This window comes from Neoroseomonas rubea, from assembly GCF_016106015.1.
GTDB classification, from domain to species: domain Bacteria; phylum Pseudomonadota; class Alphaproteobacteria; order Acetobacterales; family Acetobacteraceae; genus Neoroseomonas; species Neoroseomonas rubea.
Genome location: NZ_JACADQ010000067.1, coordinates 1 through 16,436, shown reverse-complemented (window position 1 = coordinate 16,436; position 16,436 = coordinate 1). Strand labels below are relative to the sequence as shown.

General features: G+C 72.4%; 18 protein-coding genes. 9 read left to right on the top strand and 9 right to left on the bottom strand.

Annotation, left to right across the window (positions count from 1 at the left end):
• Positions 1-201: 201 nt before the first annotated feature.
• Positions 202-1,026: a GNAT family N-acetyltransferase gene (locus HW577_RS09565; protein WP_198375914.1), complete on the bottom strand. Its 825-nt coding sequence runs from the start codon at positions 1,024-1,026 to the stop codon at positions 202-204.
• Between the two features lie 80 nt (positions 1,027-1,106).
• Between HW577_RS09565 and HW577_RS09560 the strand changes: the two genes are divergently transcribed.
• From HW577_RS09560 to HW577_RS09535, 6 genes are read left to right on the top strand one after another with little or no spacing between them, the layout of a single operon-like run.
• Positions 1,107-2,141: a Gfo/Idh/MocA family protein gene (locus HW577_RS09560; RefSeq protein WP_198375913.1), complete on the top strand. Its 1,035-nt coding sequence runs from the start codon at positions 1,107-1,109 to the stop codon at positions 2,139-2,141.
• Positions 2,141-2,962 (top strand): sugar phosphate isomerase/epimerase family protein, encoded by an 822-nt coding sequence (locus HW577_RS09555; RefSeq protein ID WP_198375912.1) that lies wholly within the window; start codon positions 2,141-2,143, stop codon positions 2,960-2,962. Before HW577_RS09560 ends, HW577_RS09555 begins: the two co-directional genes overlap by 1 nt.
• The gene (locus tag HW577_RS09550) at positions 2,959-4,392 is read left to right on the top strand and encodes an enolase-like domain-containing protein (RefSeq protein WP_198375911.1); all 1,434 of its coding nucleotides are present in this window, start codon (positions 2,959-2,961) and stop codon (positions 4,390-4,392) included. Before HW577_RS09555 ends, HW577_RS09550 begins: the two co-directional genes overlap by 4 nt.
• Before the next feature lie 49 nt (positions 4,393-4,441).
• Positions 4,442-5,416 (top strand): Bug family tripartite tricarboxylate transporter substrate binding protein, encoded by a 975-nt coding sequence (locus HW577_RS09545; RefSeq protein WP_198375910.1) that lies wholly within the window; start codon positions 4,442-4,444, stop codon positions 5,414-5,416.
• Positions 5,413-6,300: a BMP family ABC transporter substrate-binding protein gene (locus HW577_RS09540; RefSeq protein ID WP_198375909.1), complete on the top strand. Its 888-nt coding sequence runs from the start codon at positions 5,413-5,415 to the stop codon at positions 6,298-6,300. The genes HW577_RS09545 and HW577_RS09540 overlap by 4 nt, the downstream gene beginning before the upstream one ends.
• Before the next feature lie 46 nt (positions 6,301-6,346).
• Positions 6,347-7,297, top strand: a complete 951-nt coding sequence (locus HW577_RS09535; RefSeq protein WP_198375908.1) for an SMP-30/gluconolactonase/LRE family protein — start codon at positions 6,347-6,349, stop codon at positions 7,295-7,297.
• A 122-nt stretch (positions 7,298-7,419) separates the two neighbouring features.
• On the opposite strand, the gene HW577_RS09530 is transcribed toward HW577_RS09535, so the two are convergent.
• The 4 genes from HW577_RS09530 to HW577_RS09515 all read right to left on the bottom strand — a co-directional run bounded on the left by HW577_RS09530 (position 7,420) and on the right by HW577_RS09515 (position 10,722).
• Positions 7,420-8,001 (bottom strand): hypothetical protein, encoded by a 582-nt coding sequence (locus HW577_RS09530; RefSeq protein ID WP_198375907.1) that lies wholly within the window; start codon positions 7,999-8,001, stop codon positions 7,420-7,422.
• Positions 8,002-8,068: 67 nt separating this feature from the next.
• Positions 8,069-8,602, bottom strand: a complete 534-nt coding sequence (locus tag HW577_RS09525) for a Smr/MutS family protein (RefSeq protein WP_198375906.1) — start codon at positions 8,600-8,602, stop codon at positions 8,069-8,071.
• Entirely contained in the window at positions 8,599-9,294 is a 696-nt protein-coding gene (locus HW577_RS09520) for a LutC/YkgG family protein (protein WP_198375905.1), read from the bottom strand. Before HW577_RS09520 ends, HW577_RS09525 begins: the two co-directional genes overlap by 4 nt.
• Positions 9,295-9,297: 3 nt before the next feature.
• On the bottom strand, positions 9,298-10,722 hold the full coding sequence (locus HW577_RS09515) for a LutB/LldF family L-lactate oxidation iron-sulfur protein (protein WP_198375904.1): 1,425 nt from the start codon (positions 10,720-10,722) through the stop codon (positions 9,298-9,300).
• Between the two features lie 164 nt (positions 10,723-10,886).
• Between HW577_RS09515 and HW577_RS09510 the strand changes: the two genes are divergently transcribed.
• On the top strand, positions 10,887-11,399 hold the full coding sequence (locus HW577_RS09510) for a fasciclin domain-containing protein (RefSeq protein WP_198375903.1): 513 nt from the start codon (positions 10,887-10,889) through the stop codon (positions 11,397-11,399).
• Positions 11,400-11,424: 25 nt separating this feature from the next.
• On the opposite strand, the gene HW577_RS09505 is transcribed toward HW577_RS09510, so the two are convergent.
• From HW577_RS09505 to HW577_RS09495, 3 genes are read right to left on the bottom strand one after another with little or no spacing between them, the layout of a single operon-like run.
• Positions 11,425-12,153: a 2OG-Fe dioxygenase family protein gene (locus tag HW577_RS09505; protein WP_198375902.1), complete on the bottom strand. Its 729-nt coding sequence runs from the start codon at positions 12,151-12,153 to the stop codon at positions 11,425-11,427.
• Positions 12,150-12,923 carry a (Fe-S)-binding protein gene (locus HW577_RS09500; RefSeq protein WP_198375901.1) on the bottom strand — a complete coding sequence of 258 codons (774 nt, stop codon included), beginning with the start codon at positions 12,921-12,923 and terminating at the stop codon, positions 12,150-12,152. The genes HW577_RS09505 and HW577_RS09500 overlap by 4 nt, the downstream gene beginning before the upstream one ends.
• Before the next feature lie 53 nt (positions 12,924-12,976).
• A complete protein-coding gene (locus HW577_RS09495; protein ID WP_198375900.1) occupies positions 12,977-13,828 on the bottom strand; it encodes a SirB1 family protein in 852 nt (283 codons plus the stop codon).
• A gap of 283 nt (positions 13,829-14,111) precedes the next feature.
• Between HW577_RS09495 and HW577_RS09490 the strand changes: the two genes are divergently transcribed.
• Positions 14,112-14,762: a hypothetical protein gene (locus HW577_RS09490; RefSeq protein ID WP_198375899.1), complete on the top strand. Its 651-nt coding sequence runs from the start codon at positions 14,112-14,114 to the stop codon at positions 14,760-14,762.
• Between the two features lie 100 nt (positions 14,763-14,862).
• Here HW577_RS09490 and hemW read toward each other — a convergent pair whose 3' ends face one another.
• Positions 14,863-16,026: a radical SAM family heme chaperone HemW gene (gene hemW, locus HW577_RS09485; RefSeq protein WP_198375898.1), complete on the bottom strand. Its 1,164-nt coding sequence runs from the start codon at positions 16,024-16,026 to the stop codon at positions 14,863-14,865.
• 38 nt (positions 16,027-16,064) lie between these two features.
• On the opposite strand from hemW, the gene HW577_RS09480 reads away from it, so the two are divergent.
• A partial coding sequence (locus HW577_RS09480) for an MAPEG family protein (RefSeq protein ID WP_198375897.1) occupies positions 16,065-16,436 on the top strand: 372 nt, incomplete at its 3' end.

Sequence of the window (16,436 nt, the reverse complement as noted above, 5' to 3'; positions counted from 1 at the left end):
GTTCCTGGCGTGCCTGGAGTCCGGCCGTGCGCTCTCCGGACCCCGGCGGCGCCGCCGGCGCCGGCGGCGAGGAGATGCCTGCGGAGCATGTCTTGTCCCTTCCCTCCTGTGGCGCGGCGCCGTGCCTGGCGCGGCGTGCCGACGAGTAACCCGTCAGTTACCGCGAATGGTGCGACCGCCCTCGCTGGCCCGTCAAGCGCATCAGCCGAATTCGGGCCCGGCGACGGCGGCGAGCGGCACCGGGTCGCCCGGCGTGTCAGCGCCGAGCGCCATGCGCGTGAACGGGCGCTGCATCGTGCCGCCATGCGTGGCGAGCCACACCGCGAGTGCGCCGCGCGCATCCGGCAGGTCGATCACGGGCGTTCCCGGTAGCGCAGCCCGCGCCGCGGAAATCAGCACCATGGCCGTCGCATCGTCGCGCGCCACCACGGGGCCGATCTGCGGCCCGCGCGCGCCGTCCCGCGCCAGGGCGAAGCCGCTGCCATCCACCGCAACGAAGGCTGGCGCGCGCGCGGCGAAGTCGCGCAGCAGGGCTTCGCGCGGCGCCCCGAAGGCGGCGGCGTCGAGCGCCAGCAGGATGGGCCAGTCGTCAGCCGTCACGCGACGCACCCCGCCGCCGCCGCCGGACAGCGCATCGGGGAGTACCCAGCGCGAGAAGCCCCACAGGTCGCGGAAGCCGAGGCGGCGATAGACCTCCCGCCCCGCCGGCGTCGCGTCCAGCGCGATGCAGCGCGTGCCATGCAGCGCTGCAGTCGCCCAGCGCATCAGCGCGGTGGCGAGGCCGCGCCGCCGCAAATCCGGCCGCACCAGCACCATCGAGATCCACGCGAGGTCTGCGCCGTAACGGATCACCGCCGCCGTTGCCCCGAGCGCGGCGTCGCCATCGTCGATCGCCCGCCCTTCCCCTTCGCGCAGGAACAGCGCCCAGTCGGCCGCCACCTGGTTCCAGCCGATCAGGGCGGAGAGCGCGGCGGCGCGCGGCAGGTCGGCCTCTGTCAGTGGGCGCGGCGCCGGGTCGTCGGACATGGCGGAAGCGTTCCCGCCCGCTCGCCCGACGTCAAGGCGCCCGCTTGACGCGGCGCGGCAGGCGCGCCTCCGATGCGACGATGTCGGTGCGGATCCTGCTTCTCGGCTGCGGCGCCTTCGGGCGGGTGCATCTCCGCGCGCTGGCGCGGCTCGGCGATGCCGTCGAGGTCCACGCCTTCGACCCGGTGGCTGCGATGCGCGAGGCCGTCGCGGCCGAATTCGCCGACCTGCGCTTCGCGGAGAGCGTCGAGGCCGGCGTCGCCTGGTGCGATGCGGCGATCATCGCCACACCCGTGCCGACCCATGCCGCGCTGGCCGAGGCCGTGCTGCGGGCGGATCGCGACCTGTTCCTTGAGAAGCCGGCGGTCGAGAGCGCGCACGAGGCCGAGGCGCTCGCACGGCTGGCCGCGGCACGCGGGCGCATCGCCCAGGTCGGCCTCTACTTCCGGTTCCACCCGAAGGCGCTGGCGTTGCGCAGCATGGTCGCGGAGGGCGAATTCGGGCCGCTGCACTACCTTGCAGCACGTTTCTCCGGCCTGAAGCGCGCGCGGGGCGATTCGGGCGCGCTGCTGAACGATGCCGTGCATTTCGCCGACCTGCTGCCTTGGCTCGCGGGCGCGCCCGTCACGCATGTCTTCGCGCAACTGGCCGATCCGCTGGGGCGGGGGCGGGAGGATCTGGCGCTGATCCAGCTGCGCTTCGCCGATGGCGCGATCGGGCTGATCGAGGCCGGCTGCGTCCTGCCCGGCCAGTGGCCCGATGCCGTCGTGCCCGGCGCGGAAACCCGCAAGGAAGTAAGCGTCGCCGGCCGCGACGCGCTGGCCGAGGTGGATTTCGCCGCCGAGACCTTCACACTGCGCCGCGGCCGCCACGCGCCCGGGCCGGGCGGCGCTTGGCTGCCCGGCCATGCGGGGCGGGAGGAACCGCCGGTCCCCGCCGCGGACCCGGTGACGGTCGTCGCGGCCGAGCTCGCGGCCTTCATCGATGCGGTCGCGACGCGGCGGCCGCCGGAGGCGGATCTAGCCTCGGGCGCCGTTGCCCCCGCCCGCATCCTGGACGCGACGCGGCATTCCGCGCAGGAAGGGCGCATGGTCGCCGTGGAGGAGATCGCCTGATGCGCATCAGCCTGTGCAACGAAGTGGTGCGCACGCTCGACTTCCCCGCCCAATGCGCCCTCGCGGCCGCGCTCGGCTATGACGGGCTGGAGGTCGCGCCCTTCACCCTCGATGCCGAGGCGCCGCATCTGCTGCCGGCCGCGCGGCGTGTGGAACTGCGCCGCGCGGCGGCGGAGGCGGGCACGGCCATCACCTCCCTGCACTGGCTGCTGGTGGCACCCGCGGGCCTTTCCATCACCACCGCCGATGCCGCGCTGCGGGCACGCACGCTCGACGTAATGGAACGCCTGGTCGGCCTCGCCGCCGATCTCGGCGCGACGCTGCTGGTGCATGGGTCCCCGGGGGCGCGCCATGTCGCGGCAGAGGGCGACGCCGCGCGGGCCGAGGAGGCGATGGCACGCGCGGGCGAATTCGCCTCGGCGCACGGCCTGACCTATTGCCTGGAACCGCTCGATTCCGGCCAGACCAACTGGTGCACCACCGTAGCGGAGGCCGCAGAGATTGTGCGCCGCATCGGCAATCCGGCGCTGCGCACCATGCTCGACACCTGCTCGGCCTGGAACGGGGAAAACGAGAGCGTCGTCGCGCTGCTGGAACGCTGGGTGCCGACGGGCCTCATCGCGCATGTGCATTTCAACGACCGCAACCGGCGCTCGCCGGGCCAGGGTGCGGATCGCTTCGGGCCGATCCTCGCCGCGCTGCGCCGCACGGGCTATGCCGGCTTCGCGGCGGTGGAACCCTTCGACTACTTCCCGGACGGGCCGACCAGCGCCGCGCGCGCCATCGGCTATCTTCGCGCGCTGGAGGAACCCCACGCATGACCGCGCCCCGCTTCCGGCTGCTCGAGGTCGAGCGCTTCGAATGGCCCTTCCGCCTGCGCATGCCCTTCCGCTTCGGCGTCATCACGGTCACGCATGGGCGCCAGGCGGTGCTGCGCGCGCGCATCGCGATCGAGGGCGGCCGGGAGACCTGGGGGATCGCCGCGGAGACGCTCGCCGCGAAGTGGTTCGACAAGGATCCGCGCTGGTCGGATGCGCAGAACGAGGACCAGCTGCGCCGCGCGCTCGACCATGCCTGCGTCGCCTCGCTGACCGGCGGCGCCAACACCGCCTTCGGCCATTTCGCCGACGCCTATGCCGACCAGGTCGCGGCCTGCGGGGCGGAGGGACTCAATCCGCTCGTCGCGTCCTATGGCCGCGCGCTGCTGGATCGGGCGATGCTCGATGCGCTGCTCAAGGCGCAGGGGTTGTCCTTCGCGGCCGGCATGCGCGCGAACATCGGCGGGATGGCGGCGCACGCCGTGATGCCGGACCTGGCCGGCTTCGACTTCGGCGCGATGCTCGCCTCCCTCACGCCATCGCGCCGCATGCATGCGCGCCACACGGTCGGTCTCGTCGATCCGATCACCGCGGCCGACCAGGCGGAGCGCGTCGATGACGGACTGCCCGAGACGGTGGAGGAGGTCGCCGCCACGTACCGCCACGCCTGGTGGAAGCTGAAGGTCGGCGGCAATGTCGCGGCGGATGTGGACCGGCTCTGCCGCATCGCCGCGGTGCTCGATCGCCTGCACGGCTACCATGTCTCGCTCGACGGCAACGAGCAGTATGAGGATGCCGAGGGCGTGCTCGCGCTGTGGCGCGCCATGCAGGCGGAACCGCGGCTGGCGCGGCTGAACGCCTCCATCGCCTTCATCGAGCAGCCGGTGAAGCGCGCCCGTGCGCTCGATGGCGCGATGGGCGCTCTGGCGGCCGAACGCCCGGTGATCGTGGATGAGAGCGACGGGCCGCTCGACGCCTTCGTGCAGGCGAAGGCGCTCGGCTATGCCGGCATCTCCTCCAAGGCCTGCAAAGGGGTGTGGCGGTCGCTGGTGAACCTCGCGCGCTGCCGTGCCTGGAACGCGACGGAAGCCGAGCCGCGCTACTTCATGAGTGCCGAGGACCTGACGACGCTCGCCGGCGCCTGCGTGCAGCAGGACCTCGCGCTGGTCGGCACCATGGGCCTCGTGCATGTGGAGCGGAACGGGCACCATTTCGTCGATGGCTTCTCCGGCCGCCCAAAGGCGGAGGCGGTGCGCTTCATGGAGGCGCATCCCGACCTCTATGCCGATACGGCGCGCGGCCCGCGCCTCGCGATCCGGGAGGGGATGCTGGAGCTCGGCTCCGTGCTCGATGCCGTCGGCCTCGGCGCCGCGGTCGAGCCCGACACCTCGGCGATGGAGCCCATGCGCAAGCCGGCCTGGCCACCCGCCTGACGGCGGCATCATCATTGCAGCGCCGCAGCGGCCCCTCGGAGGACCCGCCATGCGTCGTCTGTTCCTGCCGCTGATCGCGGCAATCGCCTGCCTGCTTGCCGTGCAACCCGCCACGGCGCAGTCCTGGCCAACGCGGCCGATCCGCCTCGTCGTCGTCTTCCCGCCCGGCGGCTCCTCCGACATCGTCGCGCGGGTGCTCGCCGATGCGCTGACCGCGCGCCTGAACCAGCGGGTGGTGGTGGACAACCGGCCGGGCGCGGGCGGCACGCTCGGCGCCGCGCATGTCGTGCAGCAGCCGGCGGATGGTTACACGCTGATGCTGTCCAACACCGCGCCGATCACCTCCTCCCCGCCCATCTATCCGAATGTCGGCTACGATCCGGTCTCGGGCTTCAGCCACATCGCCTATCTCGGTGCGACGCCGCTCGTCGTCGTCGCCAACCGCAACGTGGTGCCGGCGACGGATTTGCGCGGACTGATCGACTGGGCGCGGGCCCAACGCACGCCGCCTGGCTTCGGCTCGTCCGGCGCCGGATCCGTCGCGCACATTGCCGGCACGCTGTTCGAACGGCAGACCGGCGTACCCCTGACGCATGTGCCCTATCGCGGCAGCGCGCCGATGCAGGCGGACCTGCTCGGCGGCAACATCCCCATCGCCTTCGACACGCTGCCGCAGAATGTCGACCATATCCGCGAGGGCCGACTGCGCGCCTTTGCCGTGACGGCGCGCGCGCGGGAACCGATGGCGCCAGAGGTCCCGACCGTGGCCGAGGCTGGCCTGCCCGGCCTGCTGGTGGAAAACTGGCTGGGCCTGTCCGGCCCAGCCGGACTGCCCGCGCCGATCGTGGCGCGGCTGCATGAGGAGACGCTTGCCGCCATGGCGACACCCGAGATGCGCCGGCGCCTCGACGAGCATGGCATCCGCCATCGGGCCATGAGCCAGCCCGAATTCGCCGCCTTCGTCGCGCAGGATGTGCAGGAGATCGGCGGGCTGGTGCGATCCCTCGGCATCAGCGCGCAGTGATCCGGGCGGTCTTCTTCGGCGCGCCAGGCGCGGGCGCCTTCAACGCAGCGGGCGTGGCGGGGCTCGCGCGGGCCGCGAAACGGCTCGGCATTGCGGTCGAGACGGTCTGGGCGCCCGACCCCGCGAAGCGCGTCGAGGCCCTGCGCGCCGCGGCCAAGGGCGCGGCGCTCGTCATCGCGCATGGCGGACAGGGGGAGGCGCCGGTCGCCGCCGTCGCGCCGGACTTCCCGGCGACGCGCTTCGCCGTGACCCAGGGCCGAATCGCCGGGCCGAATATTGCCTGCTTCGAGGTGCTGCAGGAGCATTCGGCCTTCCTCGCCGGGGCGCTCGCCGGCTGGTGGTCGCGGGGGCACCCCGTCGCGCATCTGTCGGGCGAGCCCGTGCCGCCAGGGCTGCGCGGTCGCGCCGCCTTCGCCGCAGGGTTGGCGCGCGCCGCGCCGGGTACGCCCTTCCTCACCGGCTTCTGCGGCAACCAACATGATCCGGCGCTCGCCGAGCGCTGGACGGACGCGCAATGCGCCGCCGGGGCCGTGGTGCAATTCGCCATGCTCGATGGCGGACGACCCGGTGCCATCGCCGCGCTGCGCCGGCATGGGGCGCGCGCGATCGGCAATGTACGGGACTGGACGATCGAGGATCCGCTCTTCCTCGCAAGCGCCGTCGCCGACAATGGCTGGTGCATCGAGGCGGCGCTCGCCGCGCATCTGGCCGACGCGTTCCACGATTCGCGCGCGGGGATCGAGCTGCCTTCCGCGGTGCGGCTCGTTCTCGCGCGCGACGTGCCAGCGGACCTTGCCGAGCGGGTCGAGCGGCTTGCGGCGGACCTCGCCGCCGGGCGGATCGAGGTGTCCGAGCAGTATCAGGGACCGGACTTCGCGCCCTGAGCGGCTCCGCCTATCTTCCCGCGCAGACCAGGGAGGAGCCTCCATCATGACCGACGACCCGCGCTGGCAGCCGAGCCTGCGCTACCCCGACCCCTCCATCGTCGCGCTCGACCCGTCCTTCCGGAAATATCATCTGCCGCTGTCGGCAGTGGAGCGGCTGTACCACGGCACGCGCTGGGGCGAGGGGCCGGTCTGGCTCGGCGATGCGCGTTGCCTGCTCTGGTCCGACATCCCGAACAACCGCGTGCTGAAATGGGAGGAGGAGACGGGCGCCGTTTCCGCCTGGCGGAAGCCGTCGAACAACGCGAACGGGCACACGCGCGACCGGCAGGGCCGCATCATCGCCTGCGAGCATGGCGGGCGGCGCGTGGTGCGCTTCGAATACGACGGGTCGATCACCGTCATCGCCAGCCATTTCCAGGGCAAGCGGCTGAACAGCCCGAACGACCTGGTGGTGAAGTCCGACGGCTCGATCTGGTTCACCGATCCGCCCTTCGGCATCCTGGGCTTCTACGAGGGCGAGAAGTACACGCCCGAGCTGCCGCATACGAACGTCTACCGGGTGGATGGGCAGACGGGGGAGATCACCTGCGTCGGGGACGACATCAACCATCCGAACGGCCTCGCCTTCAGCCCGGACGAAAGCATCCTGTACGTCGTCGAGAGCCGGTCGGATCCGCGCAACATCCTCGCCTACGACGTGGACGGCGCGCGGCTGAGGAACCGCCGCACCTTCATCGCCGGCCAGGCGGGGGAGACGCCGGACGGGTTCCGCGTGGACGTGGACGGGAACCTCTGGTGCGGCTGGGGCATGTCGGCCGCGCTCGACGGCGTGCGGGTGTTCAACGCGGCCGGCGCGCCGATCGGGCATATCCACCTGCCGGAACGTTGCGCGAATCTCTGCTTCGGCGGGCGGCACCGCAACCGGCTGTTCATGGCGGCGGCGCAGTCGCTCTTCAGCCTATACGTCAACACCCAAGGGGTCGCGGGGGGCTAGTCGGACTTCCGGTCGGGCGGAGTCCGCCCGACCGGAAGTCTTACTTGCGCAAGCACAGCGATCTTGGCGTCATGCGCACGATGATCCGGATCATGCGCAATTCCACGCGACGGGGCGCAGCCCTAGCCGCGCGGCAGCGCCGCCAAGCCGCGCCGCAGGGAATCCTCGGCAGCGCGCAGGCTGCGTCCCATCTCATCATCGGTCAGATCGCCCGCGCGCGCGGCCATCATCGCGTGGTCGGTCGCGATCCGCCGCACCAGTACGGCGTAGGCGGTCTGCTCGCCGGCCATGCGGACCAGCGCCGCCGCCAGCGCCTGCACGTCGGGGTCCATGGTCCGGATCGCGGTGCGGACCTGCGGCGCGCGCCAGTTGGACCGCGTCGCGCGCCGCAAGGTGCGGCCCAGGGAGGCGACCGCCTCCCCGCCCCGCGTATCCGCCGCCGTGGCGCGGGTGGCGAGCGCGACGAAGGGATCCTCGGGGTAGGGCAGCACGCCGTCATCGGCCATGCGCGCGAGCGCCGCGAGGGTCAGGCTGAGCGCATCGCGCATCGCCTCCGTCCCGTCGCGCGCGACCGCCTGCGCGGTGGCGGAGGGGTGGTCGACCGCGATGCTCGCCGTGCGCGCCCAGTCGCGCGCCGCCGTGTAGTCCGGCGCGCTGCAGGCGGCGAGCAGAAGCACCGCCAGGCCCTGCGCGGGAAACCTCATCATCGCACCTCCTTCATCCATCCGGCCGCACAGCATCGCGCGCCGACGCGGCATGGCAAGCGGTCCGTCACCGTCGCCGCCGCAGCAACAGATGCACCGCACCGGTATTGGCGCTGTGCGGATGCGCCGCCCCCAGCAGGATGCGCCGAAGATCCGGCGCGTTCAGCCAATGCGGCAATTCGCGCCGGAGCACGCCACCTTCGGCGGAGGAACCCCGCCCCGTGATGACCGCGACGCAGCGCACGCCATCGGCGTAGGCATCAGCGAGGAAACTGCGCACGGCGCCATGCGCCTCCTGCGCGCGGCGGCCATGCAGGTCGATGGTGCGTTCGGGCCGGATGCGCCCGCGGCGCAATTCCTTCCAGCGGCGATCGTCGAGCCCGGCCGGTGGCGCATTCACCACGATGTCGGGCGGGGCCCAGCGCATCGGGGGCGCGGTGACGGGCAATGGCGGCGCGGGCGCGACAACCACAGGCGTGGCCGGCGACGCCGGTGGCTCGGGCGGCAATTCGCGCCCGGGCAGCGGCGCCACCTCGGCCGCATAGGCGCGCCACAGCGCGCGGTCGGCATCCGTCAGGCCCCGCGGGCGGCGGCGTGTCATGCAGGCGGCAGCGCCGCCGGTTCGTCATCCACCAGCAGGATGTGCAGTCGCCGCGGGCCATGCGCGCCGAGTTCGAGCGTCTGCTCGATATCCGCGCTGCGCGACGGGCCAGTCACGAGCATGACGTTGCGCGGCATGAAGCCTTCGGTTCGGCCGTCGCGCAGCAGGTCCCAGGCTTCCTCGTACGCGCCGACGATGCGGGAGGCGCGCAGCACCACGATCTCTGTCTCGGCGAGGATGTTGAGCGTGGTCGGACGGCGCGGATCGGAGGGCAGCATGAGCGTCCCCGTCTCCGCCACCGCGGCGAAGCCATGCTGGACGGACACGGCATCGGTGCCCTGCGCGCGCCGCGCCTCGAATTCCAGCATCGGCTTGTCGGACCAGGGCAGGCCGGTCAGTTCCTCATGCGGCGCGAGGACGAAGCGGGAGGGGAGATTCTGCTGCGCGAGATAGTCGGCGATCGCGCCCGGCACGTCGCGCAGGTCGGCCAGCCGCGCGACGGAGCCGAATTCCTTCTCCACGTTGCGCACGAACAGCGCCACCTGCTCGGGCCGCGGCACGCGCGAGCGCGCCGGGATCAGGTGGCGCGGATGAGTGGCCAGGCGCCCCTCGATCATGGCGCGCTGGTCGGCCGGCAGCGGTCCGCGCTTAAGGCCACGGCGGATGGCCGAGAGGATCTGCTCCTTGCTCATCCTTCAACCCCGCCGCTTCATCTGCGCGTAGCGCGCCATGAAGGTGCCGCCCTCCGGCGCCGGCAAATCCCGCCCCGCCGTCCAGCCGCCCGCCAGCGGCAGGGAGGAGAAGGCGCCGCGCCCGCGCGCGAGCAGCGAGAGCGCGCCGACCGCGAGCCGCGTCGCCGCCCGGTACATCCCGGGCCGCTTGGCGAACCAGGCCCAGATGGCGAGGTTGCTGCGCACCGCGGCCGGCGTCAGGTGGCGCTCGAACTCCCTTTCCCGCCAGTGCCGCATCAGCTTCGGCAGCGGGATTTTTACGGGACACACGCTCTCGCACTTACCGCAGAAGGTGGAGGCATTGGGCAGGTGCCCCGCCTTGTCCACGCCGACCAGCGAGGGCGTCAGCACGCTGCCCATCGGGCCGGGATAGACCCAGCCATAAGCATGGCCGCCGGTCACGCCATAGACCGGGCAATGGTTCATGCAGGCCGCGCAGCGGATGCAGCGCAGCATCTCCTGGAACTCGGAGCCGATCATGTTGGACCGGCCATTGTCGATCAGGACGACGTGGTATTCCTCCGGCCCGTCGAGGTCGGCCGGCCGGCGCGCGCCGGTGCTGAAGGTCGTGTAGACGGAGAAATCCTGGCCCGTGGCCGACCGCGCGAGCAGGCGCAGCAGCGCGCAGGCGTCCTCGAGCGTCGGCACCACCTTCTCGATGCTGGCGAGCGCGATGTGCACGCGCGGGAGCGTCTGCGTCAGGTCGCCATTACCCTCATTCGTGACGATGACGCTGCTGCCCGTCTCGGCGATCAGGAAGTTGGCGCCGGTGATGCCCACGTCGGCGGCGAGGAAGCGTTCCCGCAGCTTGGTCCGCGCCTCGGCCAGGATGTCGCGGCGCTCGTGGAACACCCGGTCGGGGTCGAGGTCGGTGTGCAGGCGGCGGAAATCCGCCTCCCAATCCTCCCGGTTCAGGTGGAAGGCGGGGGCGATGATGTGGGACGGGTGCTCGCCGCGCAGCTGGATGATGTATTCGCCGAGGTCCGTCTCGACCGGCACGATGCCGTGCTTTTCCAGGTGGTCGTTGACCGCGATCTCCTCCGAGATCATGGACTTGCCCTTGGTGACGGTGCGGGCACCCGCCTTGCGGCAGATCTCGAGCACCGCCTCCCGCGCCTCCTCCGCCGTCGAACACCAATGCACCTTGCCGCCGGCGCGTTCGACATTGGCGGCGAAGATCTCGAGATACACGTCGAGGTTCGCGAGGGTGTGATTCTTGATGTCCCGCCCGATGTCGCGCAGCTGCTCGAACTCCGGCAGCCGCGCGACCGCCTCGGCCCGGCGCTGCAGGAAGGCGCCCTTCGCCTTGCCGAGCGCCTTCTGCAGGCCGGCATCGCCAAGCGCGCGCGCCGCGTTCGCCTTGAAGGCGGGGGAGGTGATCTGGACCAATGTTGCGGCCTCGGAATGTGTGCGTATGCCGAACTGAATGTAGCGCGATCCGGGCTGCGGGACAGGGCGGCCTTAGGCGGGGCTTGCTCTATGCCGCCCGCGGGGCGAAAAGGCCGCGCTCCATACCCTGGGGCCCGATTCGCGCCTTGCAAGGAGATGCGCCGGTGATCACGCGTCGTTCCCTCTTCGCCGCCGGTGGCGGTGCCCTGCTGCTCTCCGCCTGCGAGACCCCGGTTACCCTGGATGGCCGGTTCCCCATCATGGACGTGCTCGGCACGCAGCCGGACGTCTCCGAGTTCCGCGCGGCGCTCCGCCGCGCCGGCCTCGACCAGGAACTGGCCGGCCCCGGGCCCTTCACGGTCTTCGCGCCGACCAATCTCGGCTGGGCCGCGGCCTCGGCCGAGTTCCGCAACGGCGGCGCGGCGGCGCTGCGCAACCTGATCGCGGGCGGGCGGCTGCGCCTGCCGGACATCCAGGCGCGTGGCGGGCGGGTGCGCATGCTCTCAGGCATCGACATCCGCGTGGTCGGCGGCTCGGCGGCCGAGCCGCGGATCCAGGCGGCACGCGCCGGTGGCGCGCCGTCCGGCGCCTCGGCCAGCGTCGTCCGGCCGAACCTGCTGTGCAGCAACGGCATCGTCCACGTCGTGGGCGGGGTTCTGGTCCCGGCGGCGGCCTGACGCCACCCGCGGGCGCTGCCCTGCCTCAGGCGGGCGGCGCGCCGCGCTTCCAGGTCAGCACCAGCACGTCGCGGCAGGACGGCAGCGCGGGGTCGGCAGGCGCCACAGGCGTAACTCCGTGTCGCACGCGCGGGTCGTCCAGCACGGCGGTGTCGAGCGGATCGCTCAGGACGAACTGCGCCAGGCGCGCGCCGGCATCGTCCTCGATCACCGTTTCCCCGCCCGCCAGGTTGGTGCGCGCGATCATCGCGATCAGCACGCAATCGACCCCGTCATGGTGCACGCCCTCGGGCGTCGGGAAGCCGGGCGCGCCGGCGGCGGCCTCGATGCGGAACTGGTGCGCCTCGACGAACCAGGGATGCGGGCCGTGCAGCGCCTCGGCCATCGACCGCCCCAGGCCGAGCAGCGCGACCATGGCAGGCGAAGCCGCGACCGCATCCTCCATCGGCGCGAACCAGCGATCGACGCCGCCGTTGAGCGTATTGTGCACCACCGCCTGGAAATGCGGCCGGTGCGGGCCTCGGCGATGGCCGGGCACGCCGGGTTCGGCGGCGAAATTGGCGATGCGCCGGCGCCGGTAGCGCCCGCCATCGGCCATGAAGGCGTCCGTCTCCAGCCGGTTCCACGATGCGAAGAAGGAGGCCAGCGCATCGGCGCGCCCGCCTTCGGCCATCAACGAGGCCATCTGCGCGCCGGGGATCCGGGCGAAGCCCCGCGCGGCGAGGTCGGCCAGCGGGCCAGCGGGCGCGGTCATGGGCCCTTCCCTTCCCCGATCGGCGGCACCTCGGCCGCCATGCCGGCGAGCACTTCGGCCACGTGGCGGACCTTGACCGGGCTGCCCTCCCGCTTCAGCCGCCCGGCCATGTTCAGCAGGCAGCCCATGTCACCCGCGAGCAGCGTGCCCGCGCCGGTCGCGGCGATGTCGCGGCACTTGTCGGTGACCATGCGCGTCGAGATGTCCGGGTATTTCACGCAGAAGGTGCCGCCGAAGCCGCAGCAGATCTCGGGGTCCGCCATCTCCGTCAGGCTCAGCCCCTGCACGCTGTCGAGCAGCCGGCGCGGCTGCGCCTTCACGCCCATCTCCCGCAGGCCCGCGCAGGAATCGTGATAGGTGACGCGGTCGCCATACGACGCCGCGACGCGCTCCATTCCCATTACATCCACCAGGAAGGAGACGAGTTCGTGCGTCCGCCCGGCCAGCGCCTCGGCCTTGGCGCGATAGCCGGGATCGTCGTCGAACAGGCTGGGGAAATGATGCGCGATCATCCCCGCGCAGGACCCGGACGGCGCGACGACATGGTCGAAACCCTGGAAGGCGTCGATCACGGCGCGGGCGAGGTCGCGCGCCGTGGCGCGGTCGCCCGTGTTGAAGGCCGGCTGGCCGCAGCAGGTCTGCGTGTGCGGAACGTCCACCTGGCAGCCGGCCTGTTCCAGCAGGCGCAGCGCGGCGAAGCCGACCGACGGTCGATACAGGTCGACGAGGCAGGTGACGAAGAGCGCGACGCGCGGCCGGGGCATGGACATGGCATGGATGATAGGTGCGCCCCGCCCGCCCGGACAGTCCCGCGGCGGGAAGATCAGTTCAGCCGCTGGCGCAGTTCGGTCGCGAGCGCGCGCATCCGCTGGGCGGCCTCGCCCTCCGGCACCAGTTCCAGGAAGCGGTCGAGGCAGGCAAGCGCGGCCCCGATGCGGTCGAGCCGCTGGTTCATCAGCCCCGCTTCGCGCCAGAGCGGCGCATGGTCCGGCGCGAGGCGCAGCATGTCCTCCGCACAGTCCAGCGCGCTGTCCAGAGTGCCCGCGCGCAGGCGCCGAAGCTTGATGTTGTTCTGCAGGCGCAGCAGCACCTCCCGCTTCGCCATGGGGCGCAGCAGGCCGGGGCGGAGCTCCGCCGCCTCCCCCTCCACGCGCTTGAGCAGCGCGCGCAGCGCGGGTGCCTCCAGCGCCGTGCCACCGGCGAAGACATCGACCAGCACCTGGCCGCGGGGCGCTTCGAGCGCGATGAGGAAATGGCCGGGGAAATCCACACCATGGGCGGCCCAGCCGGCGGCCTCCGCCGCGTGCAGCCAGAGGATGCCGAGCGCGACCGGCAGGCCGCGGCGCCGTTCCAGCACCCGGATCAGGTTGGCATTCGCGGGGTCGTCATAGGTCTCGGAATCGCCCGCCAGCCCGAAGGTCCCGTGCAGCACGCCCGCCAGCGCGTCCCGCCGTCGGGCGGGGTCGCCGGCATCGGCCTCCCGGTCCGCAGCCGCCGCTTCGACGGCGGCGCGGGCGATGGCGGTCAGCGTCGCGGCGGCCTCGCGCCAATCGGCTTCCGGCGCGTCGATGCGGGCAAGTTGCAAGGCGACGGCGGCGATGTCGAGTTCGGCATCTGGCAGGCTCCCGGCGGCGTCGAGCGCGGAGCGGGCCTCATCCTGGGCGGTCAGCGGCATGGACGGAGTGTCGCGATCCGCGCGGCGCGCATCAAGGCGCTGCGAAAAGGCAGGTTGTTCCACTCTCGATTCTGCACGATGCGCCGGAGCGGCCCAGGAGGGCGTTCCGCGGCAAGGCAGGGCGCTGACGGCCGGCGAACAATGAAGGGGCTCTTGCGGGGCACGATCACGTTACCGGCACTCTTGTTCCGTAGTCGTGACAATTATCGATGGACACGCCATTCTCGTTTTCAGGATGCGCCGCGACAAACGAGACACCCCGCGCGCTCCGAGGAGAGCCTCCGTGATTCCTGACTCCCGCGCGCGCTTCGCCTGCGTGCTCTTTGGCGCCCTGGCCCTTTCGGGCTGCGGCAACTATCACATCCGCGCCGACAACGCCGCGCTACAGAACGACCCCCGGCCCCAGTCCTGGACCGGGAGCGTCGCACTCGCCTCCGACCCCGCAGTTGCACGCTGCGCCGTCACGCGCGGCGGCGCGGCGGTCACGGAGGTGACGACGCCCGCCCAGGTCACGCTCGCCCGCGGCAACGACCCGGTCGAGGTGCGTTGTTCCGCCCCCGGGCGGATGGACACAACCGTCACGCTGCGGCCGCTGCGCGACTTCGCCGTCCAGCACCACCAGCCGACCGGCCCGATTGGCGCCGGGAGCAACCGGGAGGACATCCGGACCGGCCGCGTACGCCGCTTCTTCGACACGACGGTGGCCCTGCCGCCGGCGTCCTTCGCCTCGGCGGCGGAGCGCGATGCCTTCTTCAGCGCCCGCGCCGCCGCCGTGCGCGCCGGCTGGGAACCGCAGATCGCGCGCGCCGAGCGGTCGCGCGACGCAATGATCGACAGCGCCGACACGCTGCGCGGCTACATGCAGGAGGACCTCGCGGCGCTCGATCGGCAGAAGGCCGACGCGACCGTCACGCGGGCACGCGGCAGGCGCTGAGCCCGCAAGCGCAGGGAGCTGGCCCCTGCGCGAAGCGTGCCACGCGCGATTTCCCGGGCCCCACGACCAGCCGCAGGAAGGCCGAGCTTTCCTGCGGCTGTCAGCGCAGCAAAACGGGCAGTAGGGCATCGAGCCGCACGATGCCTTCCTCCGTAGCGCGCAGGCGCCCGGAGTCGGTCCAGGCGAGGTAGTCTTCCTCCAGCAGCGCGGCGAGCATCGCCGGGTCGATCGCCTGCGCGAAGGGGATGCCCGCGCGCGCCGCGATGCGCGCCGGATCGACGCCCTCGGCCAGCCGCAGCCCCATCAGCAGCGCTTCCCGCGCCCGCTCGGCCGGGGCGAGGACTTCCTCCCCCGCCGTCCCGTGGCCGTCGCGCTCGACGCGCGCGGCCCATTCCTCCGGCGCGCGGTGGCGGCGCAGAGCCACCATGCGGCCATCCGTCAGAATCCGCTGATGCGCGCCCGGTCCGATGCCGAGATAGTCGCCATAGCGCCAATAGGCGAGGTTGTGCCGGCTCTCCGCCCCCGGCTTCGCGTAGTTCGAGACCTCGTAGGGGTGCAGGTCGAAGCGCGCCGCCTCTTCGGCCGTGGCGAAGTAGAGCCGCGCCGCGTCGTCGCCCTCGGGCAGGGCGAAATCGCCGCGCGCATGCAGCGTCGCGAACTGCGTGCCAGGCTCGATGGTGAGCTGGTAGAGCGAGAGATGATCGGCCGCGAGCGCCAGCGCGCGGCGCAGCTCGGCGCGCCATGCGGCCTCTGCCTGGCCCGGGCGCGCGTAGATGAGGTCGAAGGACAGGCGCGGGAAGATGGCGCGCGCGGATTCCAGCGCGGCGATGGCCTGCGCGGCGTCGTGCTTGCGGCCAAGGAAGCGCAGCGCCTCCTCCTCCAGCGACTGCACGCCGAGGCTCGCACGGCTCACCCCCGCATCGCGGAAGGCGGCGAGGCGCCCGATCTCCACGCTGGTCGGATTGGCCTCGAGCGTGATCTCGATGTCCGGGGCGGCATCGAACAGCGCCCGAGCATCCCCGATCAGCGCCGCGACCGTCTCCGGCGCCATGAGGGAGGGCGTGCCGCCGCCGAAGAAGATGCTGGCGAGCGGGCGGCGGCCGGTGCGCGCCGCCTCGAAGGCCAGTTCGCGGCGCAGCGCGTCGCGGAAGCGGGCCTCGTCCACCCTGTCCCGGACGTGCGAGTTGAAGTCGCAATAGGGGCACTTGGCAGCGCAGAAAGGCCAGTGGATGTAGAGGGCGAGTGGCTCGGTCACGCAGCGCATATGGCGCGGCCGGGCCCGCCTGTCGAAGGGGGTGTTCCATGCCGCGCGCCACCGCGCTCCATGCCGCGCTGCTGCTCGCGCTCTATCTCGCGTTGACCTTCCGCGTCTTCGCCGCCCGCTACCGCGCCCAGGTCATGATCGGCACCGGCGGCGACAAGCGGCTGGAACGGGCGGTCCGGGTGCATGCGAACTGCGCGGAATACGTGCCGGTCTTCCTGGTCACGCTGCTCGCCGCGGAACTGTGCGGCGCGGCGCCCTGGGCGCTGCACGCGGCGGGCCTCGCCATGCTGGCGGGCCGCGTGCTGCACGCCGCCGGGATGTCGCCGGAGCCCGACATCCGGCCGCTGCGCGGGGCCGGCATGCTGCTGACCCTGGTCGGCCTGTTCGCGGCGCTGGCGCTCGCCCTCGGC

What these genes read in the sequence shown, in the direction of transcription:
- HW577_RS09565 (WP_198375914.1), bottom strand. Translation starts at nt 1,026, where the DNA reads ATGTCCGACGACCCGGCGCCGCGCCCACTGACAGAGGCCGACCTGCCG.
- HW577_RS09560 (WP_198375913.1), top strand. Translation starts at nt 1,107, where the DNA reads ATGTCGGTGCGGATCCTGCTTCTCGGCTGCGGCGCCTTCGGGCGGGTG.
- HW577_RS09555 (WP_198375912.1), top strand. Translation starts at nt 2,141, where the DNA reads ATGCGCATCAGCCTGTGCAACGAAGTGGTGCGCACGCTCGACTTCCCC.
- HW577_RS09550 (WP_198375911.1), top strand. Translation starts at nt 2,959, where the DNA reads ATGACCGCGCCCCGCTTCCGGCTGCTCGAGGTCGAGCGCTTCGAATGG.
- HW577_RS09545 (WP_198375910.1), top strand. Translation starts at nt 4,442, where the DNA reads ATGCGTCGTCTGTTCCTGCCGCTGATCGCGGCAATCGCCTGCCTGCTT.
- HW577_RS09535 (WP_198375908.1), top strand. Translation starts at nt 6,347, where the DNA reads ATGACCGACGACCCGCGCTGGCAGCCGAGCCTGCGCTACCCCGACCCC.
- HW577_RS09530 (WP_198375907.1), bottom strand. Translation starts at nt 8,001, where the DNA reads ATGAGGTTTCCCGCGCAGGGCCTGGCGGTGCTTCTGCTCGCCGCCTGC.
- HW577_RS09525 (WP_198375906.1), bottom strand. Translation starts at nt 8,602, where the DNA reads ATGACACGCCGCCGCCCGCGGGGCCTGACGGATGCCGACCGCGCGCTG.
- HW577_RS09520 (WP_198375905.1), bottom strand. Translation starts at nt 9,294, where the DNA reads ATGAGCAAGGAGCAGATCCTCTCGGCCATCCGCCGTGGCCTTAAGCGC.
- HW577_RS09505 (WP_198375902.1), bottom strand. Translation starts at nt 12,153, where the DNA reads ATGACCGCGCCCGCTGGCCCGCTGGCCGACCTCGCCGCGCGGGGCTTC.
- HW577_RS09500 (WP_198375901.1), bottom strand. Translation starts at nt 12,923, where the DNA reads ATGTCCATGCCCCGGCCGCGCGTCGCGCTCTTCGTCACCTGCCTCGTC.
- HW577_RS09495 (WP_198375900.1), bottom strand. Translation starts at nt 13,828, where the DNA reads ATGCCGCTGACCGCCCAGGATGAGGCCCGCTCCGCGCTCGACGCCGCC.
- hemW (WP_198375898.1), bottom strand. Translation starts at nt 16,026, where the DNA reads ATGCGCTGCGTGACCGAGCCACTCGCCCTCTACATCCACTGGCCTTTC.